This is a genomic window from Paenarthrobacter sp. TE3676 (assembly GCF_056279165.1).
Genome location: NZ_JBWBQU010000003.1, coordinates 297,880 through 321,034 on the forward strand (window position 1 = coordinate 297,880; position 23,155 = coordinate 321,034).

Sequence of the window (23,155 nt, forward strand, 5' to 3'; positions counted from 1 at the left end):
TCAGGAAGTTAGGCGCGCTTTCTGAACCAGGCGAGTATGCCGATCGCAAGGATTAGGGCCTGAAATGTGAACGATGCGGCAAGGCCTGTAGCTGCCCCGATAGCACCAAACTGAACTGAACCCACTGATGCGCCCAAAAGGCACACAACGGTCGTGCCGACTGCCGTTTTTGCGACAAACTTCTGTTTTCCGACACCTTGAAGGATTGATCCGAAGAGGGATGCGGCGGCCGCAAATACGAGTCCACCGATTGCTAGTTGTATGGGTACTACTGCACCACTATAAGCGTCACCCAGGAACGTAACGACAAGCCACGGGGTAAAAACTATGATCCCCGAGTAGAGAATGCCTAAACACAGGCACACTCCAAGGGTAAGTGCGACCAAACGACGAATCCCTCGTGGAGTTGCCTTAGCCGCAGCAGGCAGGATGACTGTAGCCAAGGACGTGGATAGAATCCGCATCGGCCCGGTCGTCCTACTGGCCACGCCATAGAGCCCCGCTTGAAAAGGGCCGGCCACTGCAGAGACTATCGCTGAATCCAAATTTCTGGCCTGAGTTCCTAAGGAGTTGATCCAGTATGGGCGAGCAATCGAAAGAATATGTTGGCGGCCATGCTCGATCCTACGAACCATAATTAAGCCCGCCACGTAACGCCTGACGGCAACGGACGACGCTAGGGAAGCCATTGCGAGCGACACAGAAAACGCAAGGATGGCTGGGACGTTGAGGGCAACCATTGCTGCGTAAAGGCCAAGAGCAGCCGTTCTACGAAGTACAAGATTGACTGTATTGACCTTCGCGTCGCCGTCCGCCAAAGGGACCCCCAGCCATGTGTCCGCCTGGCGCTCAGCGCCAACCCAGACAGCGAGGGGCAGCATCATGAAAAATACTGGGTTCAAAAAGAGCCCAGCGCCAAGGAGGAGCACCGCAGCAGCAGCCGACAGATAGAGGGCGTTTACATCGGCCAGTTTCAGGGCATCCGTGACGATGGAATTGTGCTTTTCGGAAGCTCGTTCTCGGACGATCAATGTAGAAAGTCCAAAATCAAAGCCTGTTTGGATTACGGTAGCAATGCCGAAGGCAGCTCCAAGAAGTCCAAATTCCACAGGTCCAGCGTTACGGGCAACGAGGACGAATGTAACGGTCTGTAAAAGCGCTCCAAGTACCCGGCCCGCAGACACCCATAAGAATTGTCCTGCTATTTTTCGTCTGGTCACTGGCCACCGGCCGGTATGTCATCGAAGGTAATTCTGCGGGGCATCACGCGGCTCCCGGACAAGCCTCTTGCCCTGCCTGAAATAACCGGCCGCGGATGGCCTGCGCTATTCAGGACGGTGGCTTGTGCGCGCATAGATGTCGGCGTCTTCCGGTTCGCCGCCGCCGATGAGTCTGCGCCCTGCTGAACTTTGTGCCTCAGGCGCACCTGCTGAAGCTTTGCGCCGATTGTTGCGAGCAGTCCGGTTGGATTCTCGGATCTCCGTCGCGTCATAGGTCGTGTAACTGTACGCGTATGCGTCTGGGCCCTTAGTGGGCAAACGGTTGAGGACGACCCCCAACAATCTAGCCCCTACCATCTCCAATGATTGAAGGGACTTCTGAAGGACATGATGGGTCAGTTTTTGTGCCCCGACGACCATGACAACACCATCAACAAACTGTGAAAGCACTGCAGCGTCCGTGACAGGTAGAAGTGGCGGCGCATCGATAATTATTGTGTCAAATGACTGCCCGAGCCGCAGAAGGAGCTGCTGCATTTCCTCCGAGCCGAGAAGTTCGCTCGGGTTGGGAGGGATCTGGCCGGACGTGAGCACGTAGAGATTTTCGTCGCCCCAAGGCTGCAAGAGATCCGCTACATCGGCCTCAGCGACCAAGGCAGTTGTTAGCCCTGCGTTTCTGTCCAGGCCGAGATATGTGTTGATCATCGGTCGCCGGAGGTCAGCGTCAATAATGCAAATGGTCTTGCCAGCCTGCGCCAAAGAAATGGCCAAGTTGGTAGCGGTAGTACTCTTGCCCTCTCCGGGCACCGAGGACGTGACGAGGATTGTTTTCGTTTTGCCACCGACGTTGGCGAACTGGAGATTCGTGCGGAGCTGCCTAAAGGACTCTGAGCGGTGAGATTGCGTCGCGGATTGCGTCAAAAGCGGTGTCTTAGCCGCCTGAGGATCATAGGAAATTCCACCAAGAACAGGGGCGTTAGTGACTCGACGCAGGTCAGCTTCACCGCGGATTCTGCTATCCAAGGTCGACCTCAGAAGGGCGGTTCCGAGGCCCACAGCAAGACCGAGAAGTAGGCCAACGGCCAAGTTCACGCGGACATTAGGCGCGGAGGGCTGGGCTGGTGCCACAGCGGGCGTGACGATGGACAGCCGGATCGGTGAAACACCGTCAGTGGAGGGTTTTTCCAGATTCTCGACGGTCCGGATGAGACTGTCACCTACAGCCTGAGCAATTGCTGCCGACTGAACGGGCGATTGGTCCGTCACCGAGATGTTGATGAGAACAGTGTTGAGGTCTGTGGTCGCTTTGATTCTTGATGCCAACTGGACCGGGGTTTCATCCAAGCCAAGACTGTCAATAGCTGGTTGAAGAACCACAGGTGTTGTTGCGGTTTTAACGTATGACTGCACGCGCGCCTGGCTGAACGTGTTTCCTTGCTGCAGTTCCTGCACAGACCCCGAGTTCTGAATGGCAACAAAAAGCTGCGTCTCAGACGTGTAAGTGGGCTTGATAAGCACAGTTGCTATGCCCGCACAAAGTAGCCCCAAGAGCGTCAGCGCCGTTATCAGAATCCAGTTGCGCCTAAGAACGCTCAAGTAGTCACGAATTTCCAAAGTCTGGGTCCCCTTGTTTTTGCGGTCGTGCTTTAGTCAGCAGGCGCTTCCCGGCCACATCCAGCGTACGAGTCCTGATCATTGTAGCGGTCGTCGGTGTCACGAATGTTTCATCTTCGTTCAGCACATGACACAAAATGACGGGTTCGTATGTTGGGCGGCGTGAAGGCTGTCCGAACAGCGTATGACTCCCATGGCGTTCATGCCTTGAGATCTCTGACCGTGATCAAACTCTACAATTCAACCTTCGAGAACCGTACTGAGCGACCAATATTTGTCTGCGAGGATCGTACTGGGCCTCGTAACTTGGCAAATATCTTCTTTGCTGTCGTCGGGGGAACGTCTATCCGTAGCGTCACATCGCGGCTGGCCCAGCCAACACGCTCCGTTACAACGTCGTCCACGCCCACACTCAGCAACTCCCAAATGGCCTCAATCGCGCGGTCCGCCGTTAGCCCGACACTATTCCGTACAACACTCAGCACTCAGGCCGCAACCACACATCGAACAGCCCGCCCGTTTCCACCACGAATCGCCACGCCCAGCCAGCGGGGGAGAGTTGCGGCTCTGTACCGACCATGTAAACGTCGGCAGCGATGCACTGCTTCATCAGGGTGCCGGCCCGTTGGACGTGATAGTCAGAGGTAACCACAGTCACTGACTTCCAGCCCCGCTCCGCTGCAAGATCGCGGAGTCGCGCGGCCTCGCCTCTGGTGTTGAGCGGATCCGGACGGAAGCAGTCCAGGTGAGTGACGCCGTCGTGCTCTTCACAAAACTCATCCGAACCGGCGTTTGCCGGCAAGCCGGTGGTGACAACTACCAAATCCTGGATACCTAACTGGTCTCGCAACGCGAGGCCCACCGGGAGCCGTTCGTTGCTCATGCCGCCGAGGACCACAATCGCATCGGTCCGCTGGGGCGTGGCATGGGGAGGGTTGTGGAAGAGCTGGAAAGCTGCAATCAGCCACAGGACACCTGCCAGGACGCATGCCGCCAGCGTCCAGGCGAGCTTTCTTTTGAACGTCACCTGGTATCTACGTCCTCGAACACCAGGAAGGTTTGGGTGTCCAGGATGCCCTCCATGGACTGCAGCTGATCGAAGATGACGCGGCGGAGATGGATGTTGTCTGTTGCGCGGACCAGGAGGATGACGTCGAAGTCGCCGCCCACCAAAGCGATGTGATGGATTTCCGGGATGGCCCGCAGCTGTTCCTTGAGTTCGCGCCACGAGTGCTGCTGAACCTTCAATGTCACATAAGCCGATGACCGAAGGCCCGCTTTGATGGGATCCACCAGCGCCGTGAACTTGGTCAGCACGCCCTCGCCCGTGAGCCGGGCGATCCGGGTGTACGCGTGGGCGCGGCTGATGTGGACGTTCTCCGCCACCTGCGTGATGGACATGCGCCCATCGGTGGTCAGCTCGCGGATGATGTCCCGGTCCACGCTGTCCAGCGGTACGGCGGTCTGCTCCGCCTCGGCCTCGCTCACTGGCTCTCCAATTCGTCCACAGCACGGGCACGTTACCCAGCTCACAATTGCAATTCGTCTTTCAGAATAACCAGTTTAGGCAATGGCTTCCATGATTCGGCGGAAAGCTGGATACGAAACAGAGCCGGGGAACATACTGGAAGCACATAGTGGCTAGAGAAGGACGGACCAATGACGATCCACGCAGACCACTCTGCGCCGGAAACGGCTGTAGAGGACCAAGCTGCTGACGTTCGGACAAAATTCGGCATCAGCGTTGAGGACTACATGCTCCCCGCCCGGCACCAGATCCAAATGGTGAACCCGGACGGCACCCTCCGTTCCCATGACGAGCAAGGCACCGAACCCGGCCACGAGTACCCCACCCCCAGCGACGCTGAACTGATGGCCGCTTACGAGCAGCTCGTCGTCGGACGTCGCGTCAACGACCAGAACTCGGCGCTCGTCCGGCAGGGCCGCATGGCCGTCTACCCCTCAAGCCACGGCCAGGAAGCCTGCCAGGTTGCAGCTGCCATGTGCCTCAGCGAAGGTGACTGGCTGTTCCCCACCTACCGTGACGCCGTCGCCGTCATGACCCGCGGGGTGGACCCCGTTGAGGTGATGACCATCTTCCGCGGCGACTGGCACGGCGGATACGACCCCAAAGAGCACAACGTCGGCATCCAGTGCACCCCGCTGACCACCCAGCTGCTCCACGCCGTCGGCGTTGCCCACGCTGCCAAGCTACGCGGTGAAAACACCGTAGTGATGGCCATGTGCGGCGACGGCGCCACCAGCGAAGGCGACTTCCACGAGGCACTGAACTTCGCCGCCGTCTTCCACCTGCCCGTCATCTTCTTCGTGCAAAACAACAAGTACGCCATCTCCGTACCGCTCAGCCACCAGTCCGTGGCGCCGTCGCTCGCCCACAAGGCTGTTGGCTACGGCATGGCCGGCGAGCGCGTCGACGGCAACGACCTCGTCGCGCTGCTCGCCGTGATGGACCGCGCTGTGAAGCTGGCCCGCGAAGGATCCGGGCCGCTGCTCATCGAGGCCCACACCTACCGCATGCAGGCACACACCAACGCCGACGACGCCACCCGCTACCGCCCGGACAGCGAAGTTGCCGAATGGCAGGCCAAGGATCCGCTGGCACGCATGAAGTCGTACCTCACGGACAAGGGCCTGCTGGACGATTCCGCTTCGGAGCGCATCGCTTCGCATGCCGAGGCCGTGGCCACTCAGCTCCGCGAAGGCCTGGGGGAGGACGTTCCGGTGCAGCCGCTGGACCTCTTCAAATACGTCTTCGCCAAGCAAACCCCGCAGCTGAAAGAGCAGTCCGAACTGCTGGCCAGCGAACTCGCCCGCGCCGAAAGCGCCGACAACACCGGATCGGAGAGCGCAAAATGACCGTCACCACTACTGCCAACGGCACCACCACAGCCAACGTCAGCGCAGCCACCGCCAGCGCCGCCGCTTCCGCCGCGGCCACTGCCGAAGCCACCGGCCCGCAGAGCCTCACCATGGCCAAGGCGCTCAACACCGCCATGGCCGACGCCATGCGCGCCGACCCCTCCGTCCTGGTCTTCGGCGAGGACGTGGGCATGCTGGGCGGCGTCTTCCGCATCACCGACGGCCTCATGGCCGAATTCGGCGAACAGCGCTGCTTCGACACCCCGCTCGCCGAATCCGGCATCGTCGGCATGGCCGTGGGCATGGCCATCAACGGCATGCGACCCGTCATCGAAATGCAGTTCGACGCCTTCGCCTACCCGGCCTTCGAACAGATCGTCAGCCACGTAGCCAAAATGCACAACCGCACCAAGGGCAAACTCAAAATGCCCATGGTCATTCGTGTCCCTTACGCCGGCGGCATCGGGGGAGTAGAACACCACTGCGACTCCTCCGAGTCCTACTACGCCCACACCGCAGGCCTCAAGGTCTACACCCCGGCCACCGTGGCCGACGGCTACCGCATGCTCCGCGAAGCCATCGACTCCGATGACCCCGTCATGTTCATGGAACCCAAGAAGCTCTACTGGTCCAAGGACCAGGTGGACTTGGGCGCGCTGCGAGCAGAGCACGACGCCGGCACCTCCACCGAGGGCCGCGCTGCCGTCGCCCGTCCCGGCACAGACGCGACGCTCATCGCCTACGGCCCGTCCGTCCCCACCGCGCTTGCGGCTGCCGCAGCCGCCGCCGAAGAGGGCCGCTCCCTGGAAGTCATCGACGTCCGCACCCTCGTCCCCTTCGACGACGAAACCGTCTGCGCGTCCGTACGCAAGACGGGACGCGCCGTCGTGATCGCCGAAGCCCACGGATTCGCGTCCGTGTCCTCCGAGATCGTGGCCCGCGTCCAGGAACGCGCGTTCCACTACCTCGCCGCGCCGATCCTCCGCGTGACCGGCTTCGACGTCCCGTTCCCGTCTCCCAAGCTGGAGCACTACTACCTGCCAAGCGTCGACCGCATCCTCGACGCCGTCGACGACCTTCAATGGGAGGACTGACCATGAGCTCAGATATGCAGGTCTTCAAACTGCCCGACCTGGGGGAGGGCCTCACCGAGGCCGAACTGGTGAACTGGCTCGTTGCCGTGGGCGACGAGATTGTGGTTGACCAGCCCATCGCCGAGGTTGAGACCGCCAAGTCCATGGTTGAGGTGCCCTCGCCTTACGCCGGCACCGTTGCCGAACTGCACGGTGAAGCCGGCCAAACGCTCGACGTCGGCAAGCCGCTGATCTCGATCGCTCGCGCTGGTTCTTCTACTGGTTCGCCCGCTGCCGCTGCTCCGGCTCCTGTCCCGGCTGGGTCTGTGGATCCTTCGCCGGTGTCCTCGGGTCTTGACGCTTCGCCGGCCGTGGAAGCTGCTGCTGAGACGTACCGGACCGAGGAGAAGGCCGGCTCGGGCAACGTGCTAATTGGCTACGGTACGCCCGGGGGAGCGACCGGTGGCCGGACCCGCCCGCGGAAGGCGAGTGGTTCTGCTGATTCTGTTTCTGCTCCGGTTGCCGTTGCTGAGCCGGCGATGGAACCGGCTGTGGCTGGGACGCGCATCCCCGGCAAGCTCAGTGCTGTCATCTCGCCGCTGGTCCGCAAGATGGCTCGCGACCACGGTGTCTCCCTCGACGCGATTGAGGGCTCGGGTGCCAGCGGGTTGATCATGCGCAGGGATGTGGAGGCGGCTATTTCTGCGCCAGAGGCACCTGCTGCTTCTTCAGTTCCTGGTGTTGCTGCTCCGGCCGCCGCTGGTGTTGCTGCTCCCGCTTCTGCTAATACTGGTTCCGTTGACAGCCGGACTGGTTTGGCCGTCTCGGCGCGGACGCCTGTCCGTGGGGTCCGCAAGGCTGTGGCTGCGAACATGACCCGCAGCCGCTCGGAGATTCCGGAAGCCACCGTTTGGGTGGACGTCGATGCAACGGCGCTGCTGGAAATGCGGGCCGAGCTCAAGAAGCGCGCACCGCACGATACCCCCGGGCTGCTGGCCTTCATCGCCCGTTTTGTCACGGCTGGGTTAAAAAAGTACCCTGCCCTGAACACGCGCTTTGAGACTGCTTCGGATGGCTCGCAGGAAATCGTTGGTTTCGACGGCATCAACCTCGGCTTCGCTGCCCAGACCGACCGCGGACTCGTAGTCCCGTCCGTCCGGAACGCGCATGAACTGAGTGCCCGCGAACTGGACGCAGAGATCCGCCGACTCACCGCCGTCGCCCGTGACGGAAAGGCGACCCCCGCCGAACTCGGCTCCGGCACTTTCACGCTGAACAACTACGGTGTGTTCGGTGTGGACGGCTCGGCCGCGATCATCAACTACCCGGAGGTTGCGATGCTCGGCGTGGGCCGCATCATCGACAAGCCCTGGGTGGTCAACGGTGAGCTGGCCGTCCGCAAGGTCACCGAGCTGACCCTCGCCTTCGACCACCGAGTGTGCGACGGCGAAACCGCAGCCGGCTTCCTCAGATACGTCGCCGACGCAATCGAGAACCCAGGCGGCGCGCTCGCAGACATGTAACCCCCGTCGCTCGCTCACATCCCTCGGGGTTGGGCCGAACGCTCTCTCACGTCCCTCGGGTCTGGGCGGAACGCTCGCTCACGTCCCGAGGGCTTGAACCGGACGCTCGCTCATGTCCCGAGGGTTTGGGTGGGTCGCTCGCTCACATCCCTAGGGTCTGGGCGTAACGCTCGCGCACATCCCAGCCCTTGAGCGATACAGCAGAGACCACGACCCTTGGGGCTGTGGTCTCTGCTGTATCGCTTGGTCCTGCTTACTTGGGCACCTGCGTTTGCGCGGCTTGGGCGCCCTGCTCCCGCAACCAGCGCCGTCGTTTTACTGCGAGCCGGAACGCGTACACGGACATCACCAGCCCGCCGATGCCCACCGCGAACCCGAGCAGGATCACCTTAAGCTCACCGCCGGACGCTGTTACGAGGAAACTCACCGCAAGCATGCCGACCGATACGAGCGTGAGGAAGACCGCCAGAGCCGTGATGAGTCCAGGGCTCTGGACTGGCGTGATGGCGCCTATGGAGTACCCCTCCGGGACGCCGCCGGGCCGTACTGCTCCTGGTACTGGCGCACGTTGAAGCTGCTGGGGTCATAGAGGGTTCCGTCAGGCCTGCGGAACTTCTTGTCTTGGCTGAACATCACACGAATCCTATTCGGAAGGTTGTGCCGAGCGCTTTTCCCTTGGGATACCTCCCTAGGCTGGTGCCATGGGGAACCACCAACGAACCGTAGATGCCGTCCTTGATGAGATCACTTCCGCAATCGCCGAAGTGCGGTCAGTCGCGCAACTCGAGCACAATGCGCAGCGCCAGCGAGCCGCCGACTGGCTCGACAAGCAGTTCCTTGACGTCACGGACGCTCATACCCTCCGCTCGGCTGCGGCCGATGCACTCTCGTTGTACGGCGGAAACGGATCCTTTTCTGACGTGGGAACGGCCGAATCGGCCCACGCTGTTGATCAGTTAGCGAGAGCCCTGCGCCGTGGACGGACGCTGTTTTTCCCAAGCTCGAGCTGAACTAGCGCGTCATTGTGTAGGCGACTTCGGCGTCGATCCATGATTCCGCGCCTGTGGTGTCGTTGGCGCGGACCAGGATTGTCCTTGTCCTGCTACTGCCCGGCTCCGTGGCCCTCCAGTCCAGGTAGAAGGCCCGATACTGCCACTTCTCACCGATGTCCAGAACGTTGTTGGCGTTCGTATCGCCGCCTGTGTACTCATAGAAGTCGCTCGCTAGATCCTCTTTGTCCGTAAGGGTCTTCAAAGGTGTTGTGTTGGACGCCGTAGTTTTGGTGATCTCGAAGCTAACAACGGAGTAGGGGGTTCCCCGGTCGGATGTGGCTACGTAGGTGGACTGGAGATTCGCCACAGCAAGCGACGGAGCTGGCACCGCGTAAGCGCGCAGGGACCCCGACACATCCTTTGTGCCTCCGTCGTTATACGTAACCCGAATCGAGAATTGGACAGTCTCGACGGTTTTCGGCGACCACGTCAGGGTCGCCGGGATTGTGGGCTGGCCGGCAGACAGTACTGTGTTGGGCAGCGGGCTTGAGATCCATTGGACCGAGGCGACATCGCCGCCATCCTCGACCAAAACTGCTTGTCCGCTCTGTCCGACGCGAACCGGCACTTGCGGAAGCGTTATGCCCGGACCGGGTGGGTTAGTCGGCGTCGATGTGGGCGTCGGCGTCGGCGTGGGGTTTGTCGGTGGGGGCTGGATGACAGTGGTGCCTTGGCAGGGGTTTGCGGTGAACAGCGGCCATGACTTGGTTACTGTTGCTTCCCACTCGCCCAAGTCGAAGCCCATGATCTCGATGCCCGCAGTCACGCCGAGCCGTCCGTCGACGCCCAGCTCCAAGGGGCAGGTCCAACTGAGGTCCTGCCCGCTGGCCGCGGTGACGGTGATGGTGGTGGTCGCGTACGGTCCCATTCCGAACGTGATCCCAGCGACGCCGTAAAGCTTGATCGTGGCATCAAAATCCAGGGACGCCCGCACGGTTAGAGACGCCGATGCCTTGTATTGATTCTGGATCCCGGCAGTGGAGGGCTTGTCATTGACCAAGTTGAACGAGCCGTTTTTGTATTTGAAACCGTGACCGCTGGAAACAGTCTGCGACGAGGAGAAAACCACCTGCGCATCCCCGTCCAGGGCGAAGTTCGCATTCATCTCCGCATCGGCGGTCACTGCCACGGGGACCGGCCCAACCCAGAACGTGAACCAGGCATTGAGCTCACCAAGCTTTGACGTCACCTGGCCCTTCAACGACCCCTCGGCCGTGACGGTATGCTCGGCCTTCACCGACGGCGTCACCACAACCGAGGCTTCCTTCAACTGCAGGAAGCCGACGTCCAAAGTCATCTTCGCCGTGGCCTTCGCCGTCACCGACGACTTCAAAGTCACCGAGCCATTACCGGTCAAGGGTGCGTCGGGTTTGTCGAACTCACCCTTGACTGTCTTCTTGAACGTCATCGACTTGTTGAACACATCCGCCGAGGCTTCCGCGAACGGTTGAGCCATGTCCAGCTTTGTTGCGGTCGGGGCCGCGTCGGGTTCAACCACGACGTCGGGTTCCGGGATGAACTCTGACCTCACCGGGGTGCCGCTCACCTCGAGCAGCCCGCCGGTGGAGACCACGGCTTCGGGGAGGGTGGCGGGTTTGGTCTTGACCAGGGTGTTCCCGCCCGGGTCCCGCACTACCTGGACGACCCGGACCAGCAACCCGTCCGGGGTTCCGGTGGTGACACCGGAGACCAGCACGTCGTTGGGTTTGATCTCCAACGCCTGATCCGATGGAAGAACCACAGTGTCCGCGCTCACCAGCGCTGTTTCGAGTTGGGATGGTTCAAGGACCTCGACGTCGGGGGCCACCGTGACCGTCCCCGCCGCAGGGTTCCCCGGGTCAGCAGGTGCTTTCTGGCCCGCGTACCGGTACAGGAACGCAGCCATCGCATCACGGGCGATCCCGTTCAACGGCCGGTACTCCCGCACCCCGTTACCCACATCCCAGCCCGTGGAAATCCCCGACGCCGCCAACCACGTGATCTCCGCATAGAACCCGCCACCAGCCGGCACATCCACGAACGGCGACACCGGCGGGGCCGTGAACGCTGGCTTGTCCGCGTACCGGTACAAGAACGCGGCCATCGCATCACGGGCGATCGGGGACAACGGCCGGTACTCCCGTTTCCCATTGCCGACGTCCCAGCCCGTGGAGATGCCCTCAGAGGCCAGCCAGGTGATCTCCTTATAGAACGCAGCCCCGGCCGGAACATCCGTGAACGGTGATTCCGCGGGGGCGGTGAATGCCGGTGACCCGGCATGACGGTACAGGAACGCTGCCATCGCATCCCGGGCAATGGACTCCAACGGACGGTACTGCCGCACCCCGCCGACATCCCAACCCGTGGAAATACCCGACGCCGCCAACCACGAAATCTCCGTAGCAAACTGCGAGGACTCAGGCACATCAGAGAACGTCACTACGTTCTCCACCACCGGATCCGCAGCCACCGCCGCCGGCAACACCAACAACCCCGGCGCCACCACCACCAACACCACAGCAACCAACCACGCCACACCACGACGAAACACCGCAACCCCCACACACCGGCGACACCCAGAAAACACTCAGAAAACCAACTAGACGACATCCCTCACAGGCGAAGCAACAGAAAGCCCCCAAAAGTCGCGGACATTGCTCAATATGGCGGCGGGGTGGCGCTCCGGTAGGGGCTGAAGCTACAGAAAGCACCAAACGCACGTCCAAATAATAAGTAACCTGTCTATAGTGGTGGCAAGACCCAGTAGGAGGTTGCGGAGACATGTACCGGCGATTGAGAGTGGCCATTCTGGCGGCGGCTGTCATTTTGCTAACGGGCTGCGGCGTCAGCGTCCCGGCTGACCCTCAGGGCACACTCGACCGGGTTAGCGGTGGTGTGCTCAGAGTAGGCGCTAGTCCCAACGGCGACTGGGTGAAGCTCCCACCTTCCGGGGAGCCCACCGGGACCGAAGCTGAACTGGTGCGGAGGTTAGCGGCGCAACTGGATGCCAGGGTGGAGTGGAGCACGGGAACCGAACATATCCTGGCCGAACGCGTAGAGCACGGCGAACTTGACCTCATGATCGGTGGCTTGCGTGAAGACACGCCATGGGAAAAGCACACAGCGCTGACGCAGCCCTACGCCGAATCCGTGGACGACACAGGGAAAAAGCACAAACACGTAATGCTGGTCGCCAAAGGAGAGAACGGCTTCCTCTTAACACTGGATACGTTCCTCAAAGAGTCGGAGGGCACCAAGTGAAAGCCACCCAAAGCCGGCCCAGCAGCGCTAGCTCACGTTTCGGCCATACCGAACTGCCTGAGGAGCAGCACCAAGCGCTACGCAAAGCGATCCGCTTCGAGTGGATCACCGTGGCCTTCCTGGCAGTTTCGACCGCCATGATCTACCTCCTGCTGGGAAACTCACAAGCTATGAAGGCTGCGTGGCTCGAAGACGTCCTGTCGTTCCTCCCGCCTCTGTCTTTCCTGATTGCCGCCCGCGTGATCCGCAAGCGCCCCACCGAGGAGCATCCTTACGGTTACCACCGTGCCGTTGGCGTTGCACACGTCGTAGCGGCTGTGGCGTTGTCCGTCATGGGCGCGTACTTGATTGTCGACTCCGGCATCAGCCTTCTGACGGCGGAACACCCCACAATCGGTGGGTTCGACTTCTTCGGCCAGACGATTTGGCTCGGCTGGGTCATGATCATTGCGATGCTCCTGACCGCAGGCCCGCCGGTGTACTTGGGCCACAAGAAGATGAAACTGGCGAAGACCTTGCACGACAAGGTCCTCTATGCGGACGCCGACATGAACAAAGCAGACTGGCAGACCGCCGTCGCCGCTGCTGCAGGCGTTGCGGGCATCGGTATCGGTTGGTGGTGGGCGGACGCAGTCGCCGCGCTGATCATCTCCGCGAGCATTCTTCACGACGGCATACGCAACACTAAGGCAGCCATCACTGCCCTCATGGACAAGCGCGCCAGAACGTACGACGACGCCAAACCTCACCCCTTGGGCAAGGAAATTGACGGCTACCTCAGTGGACTTGACTGGATAGAAACAGCAAAATCCCGGATCAGGGACGAAGGACATGTCTTTCACATCGAAACGTTCGTTGTGCCGTCAGGGGACATGCCCACCCTGAATCAGCTGGAATCAGCCCGCCGAGCATGTATTGATCTGGACTGGAAGGCGAAGGACATGGTCCTGGTTCCCGTTTCCACCCTGCCCGCAGAATTCCTGCCCGGCCTTTCAGGAGAGCACTGAACCTTCTTGTACAAGGCCGGTGCGCCGGAGAGTCAGGCCCGTGCTATTTCTTATACGGCGGGTCTGTCGATCATGGGGGAAAATAGTGCAATCATTACGCCGCATTTGGGAGCCGACTTTCGGTTGTCACCGAATGGCGCTTCTGAGTGTGACTTTATTGGTCGCGACACCCTTGATCATGCTGCCGGGCGGCCTCCATAGGTTCGTTCTGCCGAAACTTGCCATTCTGTTGCTCGCTTTGTGCCTGGGTCTCCTGGACCCGGCAACGTCAAGACTCGGACGTCCGGCTGTGCTGATTTTGGCAGCCATAGTGGGGACATATGTCATTGCGGCATTGAGTTCCGAGGATCTGTTGGCTGCATTTGTTGGACGGTGGCCGCGGTATGAGGGCCTGCCTGTCCTGCTCTTATACGTGGGCTTGTTGGTGGTAGGAGCGCGTGTATTGGGCGGTTCCTCCGCTGCAAAAAGCAGGCAGTATCTGGTCCATGGACTGTGCTTCAGCATGCTCATTCTGGCGCCCATTGCAGCGGCCGAGGCGGCTGGTCTCCGACCCCTTGGTGGTGCCGACGACACGCGACCCGGGGCGACGTTGGGTAATGCCACAGATCTGGGCTTGGCGGGTCTGGTCGCTTGCCTGCTGCTTCTGCCCACGGCGTTATGGTCAAAGAATAAATTGGCACAAATAGGAGCGGCTGCGGCAGGGGTAGTAACTGTCACTTCCGGTTCCCGTGCCTGCATCCTCATTGTGGTTATTTGTGGAATTCTGCTCTTCGGATTCAAGGCATTTCAGCTGTTCAAGTCGGGAAGGCCCGTCCACGCGATCGCTGCCTTCGCAGGATTCATGGGCGTGGCAGCAGTTTTGTCATGGTCCATCCCGTCCGTTGCGGAACGTTTGTTCAGCATGGAAACCGTTACGGGTCGCGTATACCTCTGGGAGGCATCCCTTCAAACCCTGTCCAGCAACGCGTTCCTGGGACTCGGAGCAGGGCAATTCGTGGACGCATTGCCTTCTCACCTATCCGATGCCTTCGCCAAGAATGTGGGCACTGAGTTCCCGGCGGACAGCCCGCACATGGTCCTTCTCCAACTGGTCAGCGCAGGAGGATTGTTGTTCCTTCTTCCCGTAGCTGCGGCTGTGTGTATGGTCATCGTGATCGGATTCAGGCGTATCCGCACCGCACCATTGAACGAGCACAAACTGTTTCTGATCGGTGCGCTGGTGGCCATATGCGGCTACGGATTCGCACTCATGACCCACTTCACCTCACCTGGAACAATCGGCTTGGTCTGTGTCCTGGCTGGTGCCACTCTTGGAAATGCTCCCGTGCCGGAGGGACCCGCAAAGAGTCGGCCGGGTAAAGCTCTTGACTCGGCTCGCCTATCAGCAGTTGGACTCGCCCTGGTGGGCGCTATCGTCGCTGGCGTTGCGGCAACCGCAGAACTGTCCATGAAGTCCGGTACTGACCTGGCCGCCGGAGGTGATATTCCAAAAGCGACTAAGGAGTTCGAACAGGCAAAGACCCTACGGCCCTGGGACCAAGACATCGACCTTCTTGCCGCACAAGCGTTCGCTGTCCGCGCCGTCACTGGCGATACAACAGCGGCAGCAGCCGCTACCACCTGGGCGAGGGCCGCCGTCGAGCGTAACCCGTCCTCCATGGAGGCACTTACTGCACTTGCCATCGGACAACTGGGGACCGGCGACGTTCCAGCCGCGCGGAAGACGCTGGACACGCAGATCGACCGTTCGCCGTGGACGTCGGAGCCCCACCTTCTGCGGGGACTCGCGAAAGCCAGCGGCCAGGACATGGAGGGTGCCATTGCAGATATTGAACGTGCTGCTGCGCTGACCCCCAAGCCGGAGCGGGCGCTGAACATCCTCTCGGAGCTGTACATCGTGTCGGGCCAGCCCGACAAAGCCGCTGAAGTAGAGGAACGGCTGGCCCTCGTTCGCTAGAGCCTAAATTGGAGTAACCGGACAATAGCGTTGCTAACGGTCCGTGACAACAAACCCGGTACGCTGAAAGCTCCCTTTTGCGTCCAACCACCGGAGTGCCGTGCGAGTCGTAGTTCTTGGAGATATTGGTCAGCCCGTTTATCACGTGGGCGACGAAGCTATGACCCATGCCGTGGTGGACGAACTGCGCGCCAGGGGAGTTTCTGACATTGTCCTGCTGTCCCGGGATCCGGAGCAGAGCACCCGAATTTTCGGCACTTCCTCGGTGAAGACACTGGAATTCCCGTGGCCTCCGCACAGGCGCGAGACGTACCTCCGGGAAATCCGTGCCATCCTCGCTGGCGACATGACGGCCCTCCCCGCTGAGGATCAGGTCCATGCGCTCATCGACACCATAAAGACCTGTGACGGCGTGGTGATCGCCGGCGGCGGGAACATGACTTCGCCCTACGGCTGGCTGCTCTACGAGCGGGCGGCCGTTGGAGCCATTGCCAATGCCTTGGGTAAGCCGCTGGTTATTTCCGGACAGACAGTTGGACCCGTCCTCACGGGACCCGATTACGACACAGTGGTCGAGCTTTTCCGCTCAGCGACGCTCACTAGCGTCCGCGAGCAGACCTCCTGGGAGCTGATGCGGAACGCGGACGTCCCCGCAGGCTTGACGCTCGACGACGCGAGCTTCCTTGAGGTCGACCACGCCCCTGCAGCGGGTATCGAATCGGACCAAACCACCTACAAACCCCAACCTGGCCGACCATTCCTGGTAGCCACGTTCGCGCCCGGTACCGGTGCCATGGACAGGGACGCTTTCAACCAGCGCATCGCTGAGGTGCTGGACAGAATCGCCGACGCCGGGAACCTGGACGTTGTGATGATCCCCCACATGTCCCACCCGGGCGAGGTGGACATCGACATCGAAACCCACCAGGACATCCGGCAACGGATGCACACGGAGAACGTGGTGGTCTGCGGCCAGCTGTCCGCTGAGGAATCCGCGTCGCTGACAACGCAGGCCGACTTTGTGGTGGCGAGCCGGTACCACCCGATTGTCTTTGCACTGTCAGCGGGCGTTCCTTGCCTGGGCATCGCCGTGGATTACTACGGCGAGGTCCGTATCGGCGGCGCGCTGGCCAACTGGGGCCTCGGCCACACCATGCGTTCCCTGCGGCACCTGGCCACTCCGGAATTCGATACGTACATGGATCAGTTGTGGGCCGGCCGCGACGACATCAGTGCCTACCTGAAGCAACTCAGCCCGACGCAAGGCGAGTTCCAACGCGCCTGGTGGGACGCCGTCGTCGAGACTTTGAAGGGGGCCAGGCCAGAGGCGCCGGTCCTTGCAAGCCCCGAACCGGCGTTCCTTGAACTCGCATCCGGTGAGCATCCGTCCGTGGCCAAGCTGACGGCCAACAATGAACTGCACATCGGCCACCAGTCGGTAGAGCTCTTTGGACTGACCCACGTCCTGGAAGACACCCGGGGGAGCCTCGGCGCTATGGAAGCGGAGCGGGACCGGCTGCGGGGCGAACTGAACGGACTTACTGAAGCGCTCGCAGCAAGGGACTCAGAGCGCGAGCAACTCCAACACGAGCTTCAGTCTCTGAAGTCCTCCTTGTTGGTGCGTGCTGGCCGAAAGCTCAGGCTGCTCCGGCGCTAAGGAACATCCGCCAGCCTTCCAGCGTTCGTACGGGTTCCGTGGGTAGAGTAGAGGCCTGAACATCGCCGGATTGCAGTGGATACGGAGCACGAATTGTCAGCTTGGCTAGAACTCGGACCGGACAACTACGTCTTGGAAACCGAGGGATCGTTACTCAACACCGGACTTGTGGTGGGCTCTGAGCTCGCCATGGTCATCGACACCGGCTGCGGTCCGCGCCAGGGCCGCGAGATCCTCGCTGCAGTCCGCGAAAAGACCCGGCTTCCGCTGGTTGTGGTGAACACCCACGCGCACTACGATCACTTCTTCGGCAACGCAGTATTTGCCGACGACGGCGTCACGGAGTTTTGGGCGCACGCCAACTGTGCGGCGACCATAGAACGCGACGCCGACAACCAGCGACGCTTCGTGGTTACCAACGAACCTGAGATGGCAGCGGGGGAGGGCGACGCCGTCGACATCGTTGTCCCCAACGCACTGGTCCACGACCAGCCTGTCCTCGTTGACCTTGGCGGCATCACCGTGACCCTCTTCTACCTGGGCCGCGCGCACACCGACGGCGACCTTCTTGTTGGCACCAGCTCCACGCTGTATGTGGGGGACTTGGTTGAACAGGGCGCGCATCCGTCGTTCGAGGACTCCTATCCGGAGGAGTGGGCGGACGCGCTGCGGCACATCTCGGCCTTGCGCCACCGCTACGAGTTCCTGGTCCCGGGACACGGCAAGCCCGTCAGTGATGAGTTCGTGAAAACCATGGCGGACACCATGAGCACCGCAGTCCGGCAGGCAACACAGTCCATTCGCGACATGCCTTCCGACGCTACCAAGGCCATTCCTGTGCTGCCTTACGGTCCGGAACAATCCCGTTGGTTTATCAAACGGCTTCAGGAAACCAATGCCCAAGGACGTTCGTCATTAGGTACGCCGGACTTTGGGCCCGGTATAACCGGTTCCTACCCTTCTTAAACAAGGTTCCTTACAAATTTGTCATCTTGTTTACTCTCAGCCATGGACTAATGGCTTAGTCCCGTCCTAGGATGAAGGCGACCATTGGTTCGCGACTACCTGGGGGTGTCGAGATGAAGGGTTCACGCGTTTTCCCGCGTGCTACCAGCATTCTCCGCTCTGTCATGGTCGCGGGCGCCGGTACCGCAATCTGGATGGCCCTCTCCGCTTCGGCCGCGAGTGCAGACACTGGAACTTCCGACAAAACCCTTCTGGGCAGTGTCGCGTCCTCCAGTTCCGTCAGTGTTCCGGTGCCGAACGTGCCTCTGCCGAACCTCGTCAAAGGAATGGTTCCGACCCAACAGATCAACGTTCACGTGCCAGCGGTGACGCCCATCGTGGAACATGTCGTCGGCACTGTTGATCATGTGGTTGCCGAGGTTCCGGTAGTCAACCAAGTGGTTCCTCCGAACACCGCCGGAACCGTGGTGAACACTGTCGTGGTTCCGGCCACTGACACCGTGGACCACACGGTCAACGTTGTTGTTCCACCGGTAAATCAAGTTCTGGAACCCGCTCGTTTGGAACCCGTTACAGACGCGGTAAACCCGATCGTGGAACCCATTGTCGGCGTGGTGGACACCGTTCTGGCACCCGTCGACGCCATCGTCCCGCCGGTTACCGTCCCGCCCCTGGTCGTGCCGCCTGTTACGGCACCGCCGGTTGTTGACCCCGGGACCTCGCCGGTGGCCGGGATCCCGGGTGCGCCAGGCAGCGCCGTTTCAGATGTCCCGGCTACGGCGGACGCTGGCGCTTTGGCGACTACCGGCGTCGTAAGTTCAACGGACGCAACGCTTCCTGAGCCCAGCAAACTGGACGTCCACGTGAACCCTTCAGGGGTGGTCGCTGAAGCTCCAGCGATGCTGACACCCACCCGCAATTTTGGTCCTACAGGGATTACCGCGGTGCTCGGCGGCGCCTCCTCAGCCGCCGATCCCGCGTCGCCCTCGAGGTTGCCCACGGACCCTGCGACCGCACCCGCCGGCCTCACGGGAGCCGGTTCCGGCAACTCCCAAAACGGTCCGCCCAGCCAGGCAGCCGCCTTCCTTCACGACGCACTGATCATTCCCGTAGACGCTCTTCCCGGCCTGGAATCGGCCGATGCTGAACAACATCCAAAGCCGGTCTGCTTCGACCCCGGCTCCTCTCCTGACTAGTTCCCCAGCCGGCCGCGCAGCACTTCGCGGCAGACGGTCATTCGGGCGATCCGTCACTCGGACGTCCTTGGGAACAAGGCCTTCAGGAGAGAATCAAAATGAACACGACCATACGCAAGTGCCTCATTGGCACATGCTTTGCCGGGGGCATGATCGTCCTCAGCGCTACTGCGGCAAACGCCGCGGACACCACCAACGGAAAGGACGGACTCCTTTCCGGAACGCAGGTGGTAGCGCCAGTAACAGCGCCGGTCAGCCTCGGCGGAACATCACTTGGACTGTTGGGGGATTCAGCAGCTACGACGTCCGCGTCGGCACCTGCTGCAGGTTCAGGGTCCGCTACAGCGCCGGCCGCCAGCACCAACGGCGCGAACAGCATCGGCTCCGGAACGCAAGTAGTTGCTCCGGTAACGGTGCCCATAAACCTGGGCTCGTCGTCAGTGGGTCTGCTGGGGGGCTCCACTGAGGCGAGCTCAGCCACACCTGCCGCTCCTGCTTCAGCGGCAAGTTCGACGCCGGCGGCCAGCACCAGCGGCTCCGACGGTATCGCTTCGGGAACCCAGGTTGTGGCACCGGTGACGATCCCCATCACGGTGGGGTCGACGTCGGCCGGTGTACTTGGCGACTCAGCTGCCACCTCGGCAGCACCAGCACCAGCACCAGCACCAGCTCCTGCTCCGGCCCACACACCGGTGCAGGCAACCACGTCGGGGGGAGAGGGTATCGCGTCCGGCGCTCAGGTAGTGGCTCCGATTTCGGTCCCTGTTAACATCGGAGCCACTGCCGTGGGTGTTGGCGGAGACTCGGCTGCCACGTCCGGAACTTCGGCCGGAACATCGGGTTCTTCGGGCTCGTCCGGAACTTCGGCTCCGGCTACGTCGGGTGCTTCCACGTCGGGTTCGGATGGTGTTGGTTCGGGGACTCAGGTAGTTGCTCCGATTACGGCTCCGGTGAACCTTGGTTCGACCTCGGCTGGTGTGTTGGGTGACTCCTCCGCCACGAATACCGGCACCACGGCCGGAACTTCGGCTCCGGCTACGTCGGGTGCTTCCACGTCGGGTTCGGATGGTGTTGGTTCGGGGACTCAGGTGGTTGCTCCGATTACTGCTCCGGTGAATCTTGGTTCTACCTCGGCTGGTGTGTTGGGTGATTCCTCCGCGACGAACACCGGCGCCGGTTCTTCCGGATCTTCGGCTCCGGCTACGTCGGGTGCTTCCACGTCGGGTTCGGATGGTGTTGGTTCGGGGACTCAGGTAGTTGCTCCGATTACTGCTCCGGTGAACCTTGGTTCCACCTCGGCTGGTTTGCTGGGTGAGTCTTCGGCCACGAACACCGGCACCACGGCTGGAACTGCTCCGACGGGTACGTCGTCCGGGAGCACCACGTCGGGTTCGAATGGTGTTGGTTCGGGGACTCAGGTGGTTGCTCCGATTACTGCTCCGGTGAACCTTGGTTCGACCTCGGCTGGTCTGTTGGGTGACTCTTCGGCCACGAACACCGGCACCACCGGCGGAACTGCTCCGACGGGTACGTCGTCCGGGAGCACCACGTCGGGTTCGAATGGTGTTGGTTCGGGGACTCAGGTAGTTGCTCCGATTACTGCTCCGGTGAACCTTGGTTCTACGTCGGCTGGTGTGTTGGGTGACTCTTCTGCTACGCACACCGGTACCACCGGCGGAACTGCTCCGACGGGTACGACGCCTGGCAGCACCACTTCCGGCAACGGAGGACTTCTCTCAGGCACTCAGCTGGTCATCCCGATCACTGCTCCTGTCACCGTTGGTTCCACCTCGGTGGGCATCGGCGGCGGCTCGGCCGGTACCGTGAACCCGCCGGTTGTGAATCCTCCGGTTGTGAACCCGCCGGTTGTGAACCCGCCGGTTGTGAATCCTCCGGTTGTGAACCCGCCTGCCGTCAACCCGCCTGCTGCCGGTGGCAGCCCTAGCGCCGGTGGAGAAACCGGCACCAACACCCCGGCTGCAGGCTCAACCGGCACGACTGTCGGAGTACAAGCCAGCACACCTGTCGGCACGCAAGCCAGCACAGCTGTCGGCACCCGTGCCGGCACCGTAGTAGCCGCTGGTAACACCCAAGGTGCAGTGACTGCGGCAGTCTCAACCGCCGTCGGAAGCGCCAACACCTTGGCCAAGACGGGACTGAACGGAACCTGGGTTCTCTGGGCAAGCGCCATGCTCCTGATGGGCTTGGTCCTCACAGCAGCAGGTCGCCGGAAGGCAGTAGCTAACCTCCGCTAAGCAAGGGAAGCAATCTCATTTCGCATGTAGTTGTTGCGGCTCCGGCTTCCCGGAGCCGCAACAACTGCGACCAAGCAGCGGACTTGTGCGCACCCGTACCCGCCGATCGCCCCTGTTACCTCTGGTGCGATTGGCGTGAAGTGGTGCGGGTCTGACCACGAACGGGAGCGCCGAGCGGCAACGGGTGCGCAGCAGCCCCCGACCGGGAGTGCGAAACGTAATGTGGCCCCTCGGCCCGCCAACGACGGTCATAGGATGAAAGGGATGACCACCACCCAAGCAGACAAAAACTTCAGCCTCCGCAGCGTCGCGCTACCGGCATTCGGGCCAGCTGTGCTTTTCTGTCTCGGTGAGGGGGCTGTCCTCCCGGTCATCGCGCTCTCCGCCCGCGACCTCGGCGCATCGGTGGCGGTCTCGGCGTTGATCGTGACGCTGATCGGTCTGGGTTCCTGGTTCTTCAACATTCCGGCGTCGATCATCACTGAGAAGTTCGGCGAACGGTGGTCGATCGTCGGAGCCGCTGCTGTAGGCGCGATCGCCCTCGGGGCGGCAGCCTTTGCACCGAAAATGGAACACGGACTCTGGCTGTTGGCCGCCTCCATGACCCTGGTGGGTATGTCTGCCAGCGTCTTCAACCTCGCTCGGCAAAAATTTCTGACCGAGGCCGTCCCTGTCATGTTCCGCGCGCGAGCCCTCTCGACCTTGGGCGGCGTCACCAGGATCGGCCTCTTCATCGGACCATTCGTGGGCGCCGGCGTGATGCAGTTCGCCGGAATCAGCGGCGCGTACTGGGTGGGCTTCGGTGGCATGATGGCTGCCGCTGCCTTGTCGCTCACCATCCCGGATCTGGTCGCCCCGAAAGCGGCCGACGGCGGTCCGCCACCTCCCGCGTCCACCTTGCGGAGCGTCGCTGTTTCCCATGCCGGAGTGTTCCTGACGGTCGGCTTCGGCATCCTCCTGCTGAGCGCGTTGCGTGCTTCGCGACAGGTGGTGATCCCACTGTGGGCGGACCATCTGGGACTTGATGCCACCCACGCTTCGTTGATCTTCGGCTTGTCCGGGGCGATCGACATGCTGGTGTTTTACCCGGCCGGGAAGCTCATGGATAAGAAGGGACGGCAATGGGTGGCCATCCCGTCCACTGTGATCATGGGGACTGCCTTAATCCTGGTGCCGTTGTCGGCCGGGTTCGTCCCGCTTCTCCTCGTTGCCTTGCTGATCGGTTTCGGCAATGGGATCAGCTCAGGGCTCATCATGACGCTGGGAGCTGACTTCTCGCCGGATAACGGTCGAAGTCACTTCCTGGGCATTTGGCGATTCATGGCCGACTCCGGTGCCACGGGTGGACCCGTGCTGTTGTCCGCGCTGACGGCTGCAATCTCGTTGTCGGCGGGTATCTGGGCCACAGGTGTACTGGGCTTCGCAGCGGCAGCGGTGTTCGCCGTCGCAATTCCACGCCTGAAGCACCGGCGTAACTATTAGCTTTTTTGGGGTGGATTAGCCCCAAGCGCCGGA

At 61.6% G+C, this 23,155-nt stretch carries 19 protein-coding genes; 12 read left to right on the forward strand and 7 right to left on the reverse strand.

Features of this window, described 5'->3' with window-relative positions:
• Window positions 1–8 precede the first annotated feature (8 nt).
• From ACZ881_RS08990 to ACZ881_RS09005, 4 genes are all read right to left on the reverse strand, one after another.
• Window positions 9–1,220 carry a lipopolysaccharide biosynthesis protein gene (locus ACZ881_RS08990; protein WP_476114409.1) on the reverse strand — a complete coding sequence of 404 codons (1,212 nt, stop codon included), beginning with the start codon at window positions 1,218–1,220 and terminating at the stop codon, window positions 9–11.
• A gap of 105 nt (window positions 1,221–1,325) precedes the next feature.
• The gene (locus ACZ881_RS08995; RefSeq protein WP_476114411.1) at window positions 1,326–2,834 is read right to left on the reverse strand and encodes a tyrosine-protein kinase domain-containing protein; all 1,509 of its coding nucleotides are present in this window, start codon (window positions 2,832–2,834) and stop codon (window positions 1,326–1,328) included.
• Between the two features lie 478 nt (window positions 2,835–3,312).
• Window positions 3,313–3,861 (reverse strand): YdcF family protein, encoded by a 549-nt coding sequence (locus ACZ881_RS09000; protein ID WP_476114414.1) that lies wholly within the window; start codon window positions 3,859–3,861, stop codon window positions 3,313–3,315.
• Window positions 3,858–4,322: an Lrp/AsnC family transcriptional regulator gene (locus ACZ881_RS09005; protein ID WP_055971413.1), complete on the reverse strand. Its 465-nt coding sequence runs from the start codon at window positions 4,320–4,322 to the stop codon at window positions 3,858–3,860. Before ACZ881_RS09005 ends, ACZ881_RS09000 begins: the two co-directional genes overlap by 4 nt.
• A 171-nt stretch (window positions 4,323–4,493) precedes the next feature.
• Here ACZ881_RS09005 and pdhA point away from each other — a divergent pair, with 171 nt between their 5' ends.
• The 3 genes from pdhA to ACZ881_RS09020 are packed head-to-tail and all read left to right on the forward strand — an operon-like array spanning window position 4,494 to window position 8,310.
• Window positions 4,494–5,711: a pyruvate dehydrogenase (acetyl-transferring) E1 component subunit alpha gene (gene pdhA / locus ACZ881_RS09010; RefSeq protein WP_476114417.1), complete on the forward strand. Its 1,218-nt coding sequence runs from the start codon at window positions 4,494–4,496 to the stop codon at window positions 5,709–5,711.
• Window positions 5,708–6,808, forward strand: coding sequence for an alpha-ketoacid dehydrogenase subunit beta (locus tag ACZ881_RS09015; protein WP_476114419.1), 1,101 nt, complete (start codon window positions 5,708–5,710; stop codon window positions 6,806–6,808). Before pdhA ends, ACZ881_RS09015 begins: the two co-directional genes overlap by 4 nt.
• A gap of 2 nt (window positions 6,809–6,810) precedes the next feature.
• The gene (locus ACZ881_RS09020; RefSeq protein ID WP_476114423.1) at window positions 6,811–8,310 is read left to right on the forward strand and encodes a dihydrolipoamide acetyltransferase family protein; all 1,500 of its coding nucleotides are present in this window, start codon (window positions 6,811–6,813) and stop codon (window positions 8,308–8,310) included.
• Window positions 8,311–8,563: 253 nt separating this feature from the next.
• Here the strand turns inward: ACZ881_RS09020 and ACZ881_RS09025 are convergent, their stop codons facing one another.
• Both ACZ881_RS09025 and ACZ881_RS09030 read right to left on the reverse strand, forming a co-directional pair.
• Window positions 8,564–8,737 (reverse strand): hypothetical protein, encoded by a 174-nt coding sequence (locus ACZ881_RS09025; protein ID WP_476114425.1) that lies wholly within the window; start codon window positions 8,735–8,737, stop codon window positions 8,564–8,566.
• Between the two features lie 83 nt (window positions 8,738–8,820).
• Complete coding sequence (locus ACZ881_RS09030; RefSeq protein ID WP_476114427.1) at window positions 8,821–8,943, reverse strand: hypothetical protein; 123 nt, start codon at window positions 8,941–8,943, stop codon at window positions 8,821–8,823.
• A gap of 68 nt (window positions 8,944–9,011) precedes the next feature.
• Here ACZ881_RS09030 and ACZ881_RS09035 point away from each other — a divergent pair, with 68 nt between their 5' ends.
• Window positions 9,012–9,320, forward strand: coding sequence for a hypothetical protein (locus tag ACZ881_RS09035; protein WP_476114430.1), 309 nt, complete (start codon window positions 9,012–9,014; stop codon window positions 9,318–9,320).
• Between the two features lies 1 nt (window position 9,321).
• On the opposite strand, the gene ACZ881_RS09040 is transcribed toward ACZ881_RS09035, so the two are convergent.
• Complete coding sequence (locus ACZ881_RS09040; protein WP_476114432.1) at window positions 9,322–11,892, reverse strand: S-layer homology domain-containing protein; 2,571 nt, start codon at window positions 11,890–11,892, stop codon at window positions 9,322–9,324.
• A 380-nt stretch (window positions 11,893–12,272) separates the two neighbouring features.
• Between ACZ881_RS09040 and ACZ881_RS09045 the strand changes: the two genes are divergently transcribed.
• The 8 genes from ACZ881_RS09045 (at window position 12,273) to ACZ881_RS09080 (ending at window position 23,122) form a co-directional block, all read left to right on the forward strand.
• On the forward strand, window positions 12,273–12,602 hold the full coding sequence (locus ACZ881_RS09045) for a transporter substrate-binding domain-containing protein (protein ID WP_476114434.1): 330 nt from the start codon (window positions 12,273–12,275) through the stop codon (window positions 12,600–12,602).
• Window positions 12,599–13,609, forward strand: a complete 1,011-nt coding sequence (locus ACZ881_RS09050; RefSeq protein ID WP_476114436.1) for a cation efflux transmembrane domain-containing protein — start codon at window positions 12,599–12,601, stop codon at window positions 13,607–13,609. The genes ACZ881_RS09045 and ACZ881_RS09050 overlap by 4 nt, the downstream gene beginning before the upstream one ends.
• A 148-nt stretch (window positions 13,610–13,757) precedes the next feature.
• Window positions 13,758–15,566: a polymerase gene (locus tag ACZ881_RS09055; protein WP_476114437.1), complete on the forward strand. Its 1,809-nt coding sequence runs from the start codon at window positions 13,758–13,760 to the stop codon at window positions 15,564–15,566.
• 100 nt (window positions 15,567–15,666) lie between these two features.
• Window positions 15,667–17,223 (forward strand): polysaccharide pyruvyl transferase family protein, encoded by a 1,557-nt coding sequence (locus ACZ881_RS09060; protein WP_476114439.1) that lies wholly within the window; start codon window positions 15,667–15,669, stop codon window positions 17,221–17,223.
• A gap of 93 nt (window positions 17,224–17,316) precedes the next feature.
• Window positions 17,317–18,189, forward strand: coding sequence for an MBL fold metallo-hydrolase (locus ACZ881_RS09065; protein WP_476114442.1), 873 nt, complete (start codon window positions 17,317–17,319; stop codon window positions 18,187–18,189).
• A 113-nt stretch (window positions 18,190–18,302) separates the two neighbouring features.
• Complete coding sequence (locus ACZ881_RS09070; protein WP_476114443.1) at window positions 18,303–19,385, forward strand: hypothetical protein; 1,083 nt, start codon at window positions 18,303–18,305, stop codon at window positions 19,383–19,385.
• A gap of 98 nt (window positions 19,386–19,483) precedes the next feature.
• Complete coding sequence (locus ACZ881_RS09075) at window positions 19,484–21,640, forward strand: beta strand repeat-containing protein (protein WP_476114446.1); 2,157 nt, start codon at window positions 19,484–19,486, stop codon at window positions 21,638–21,640.
• 264 nt (window positions 21,641–21,904) lie between these two features.
• Window positions 21,905–23,122, forward strand: coding sequence for an MFS transporter (locus ACZ881_RS09080; protein ID WP_476114448.1), 1,218 nt, complete (start codon window positions 21,905–21,907; stop codon window positions 23,120–23,122).
• The last annotated feature ends 33 nt before the right edge of the window (window positions 23,123–23,155 follow it).

Bases quoted from the DNA above. Each gene is read 5' to 3' on its own strand.
- pdhA (WP_476114417.1), top strand. From the start codon at position 4,494: ATGACGATCCACGCAGACCACTCTGCGCCGGAAACGGCTGTAGAGGAC.
- ACZ881_RS09015 (WP_476114419.1), top strand. From the start codon at position 5,708: ATGACCGTCACCACTACTGCCAACGGCACCACCACAGCCAACGTCAGC.
- ACZ881_RS09020 (WP_476114423.1), top strand. From the start codon at position 6,811: ATGAGCTCAGATATGCAGGTCTTCAAACTGCCCGACCTGGGGGAGGGC.
- ACZ881_RS09030 (WP_476114427.1), bottom strand. From the start codon at position 8,943: ATGTTCAGCCAAGACAAGAAGTTCCGCAGGCCTGACGGAACCCTCTAT.
- ACZ881_RS09035 (WP_476114430.1), top strand. From the start codon at position 9,012: ATGGGGAACCACCAACGAACCGTAGATGCCGTCCTTGATGAGATCACT.
- ACZ881_RS09070 (WP_476114443.1), top strand. From the start codon at position 18,303: ATGAAGGGTTCACGCGTTTTCCCGCGTGCTACCAGCATTCTCCGCTCT.
- ACZ881_RS09075 (WP_476114446.1), top strand. From the start codon at position 19,484: ATGAACACGACCATACGCAAGTGCCTCATTGGCACATGCTTTGCCGGG.
- ACZ881_RS09080 (WP_476114448.1), top strand. From the start codon at position 21,905: ATGACCACCACCCAAGCAGACAAAAACTTCAGCCTCCGCAGCGTCGCG.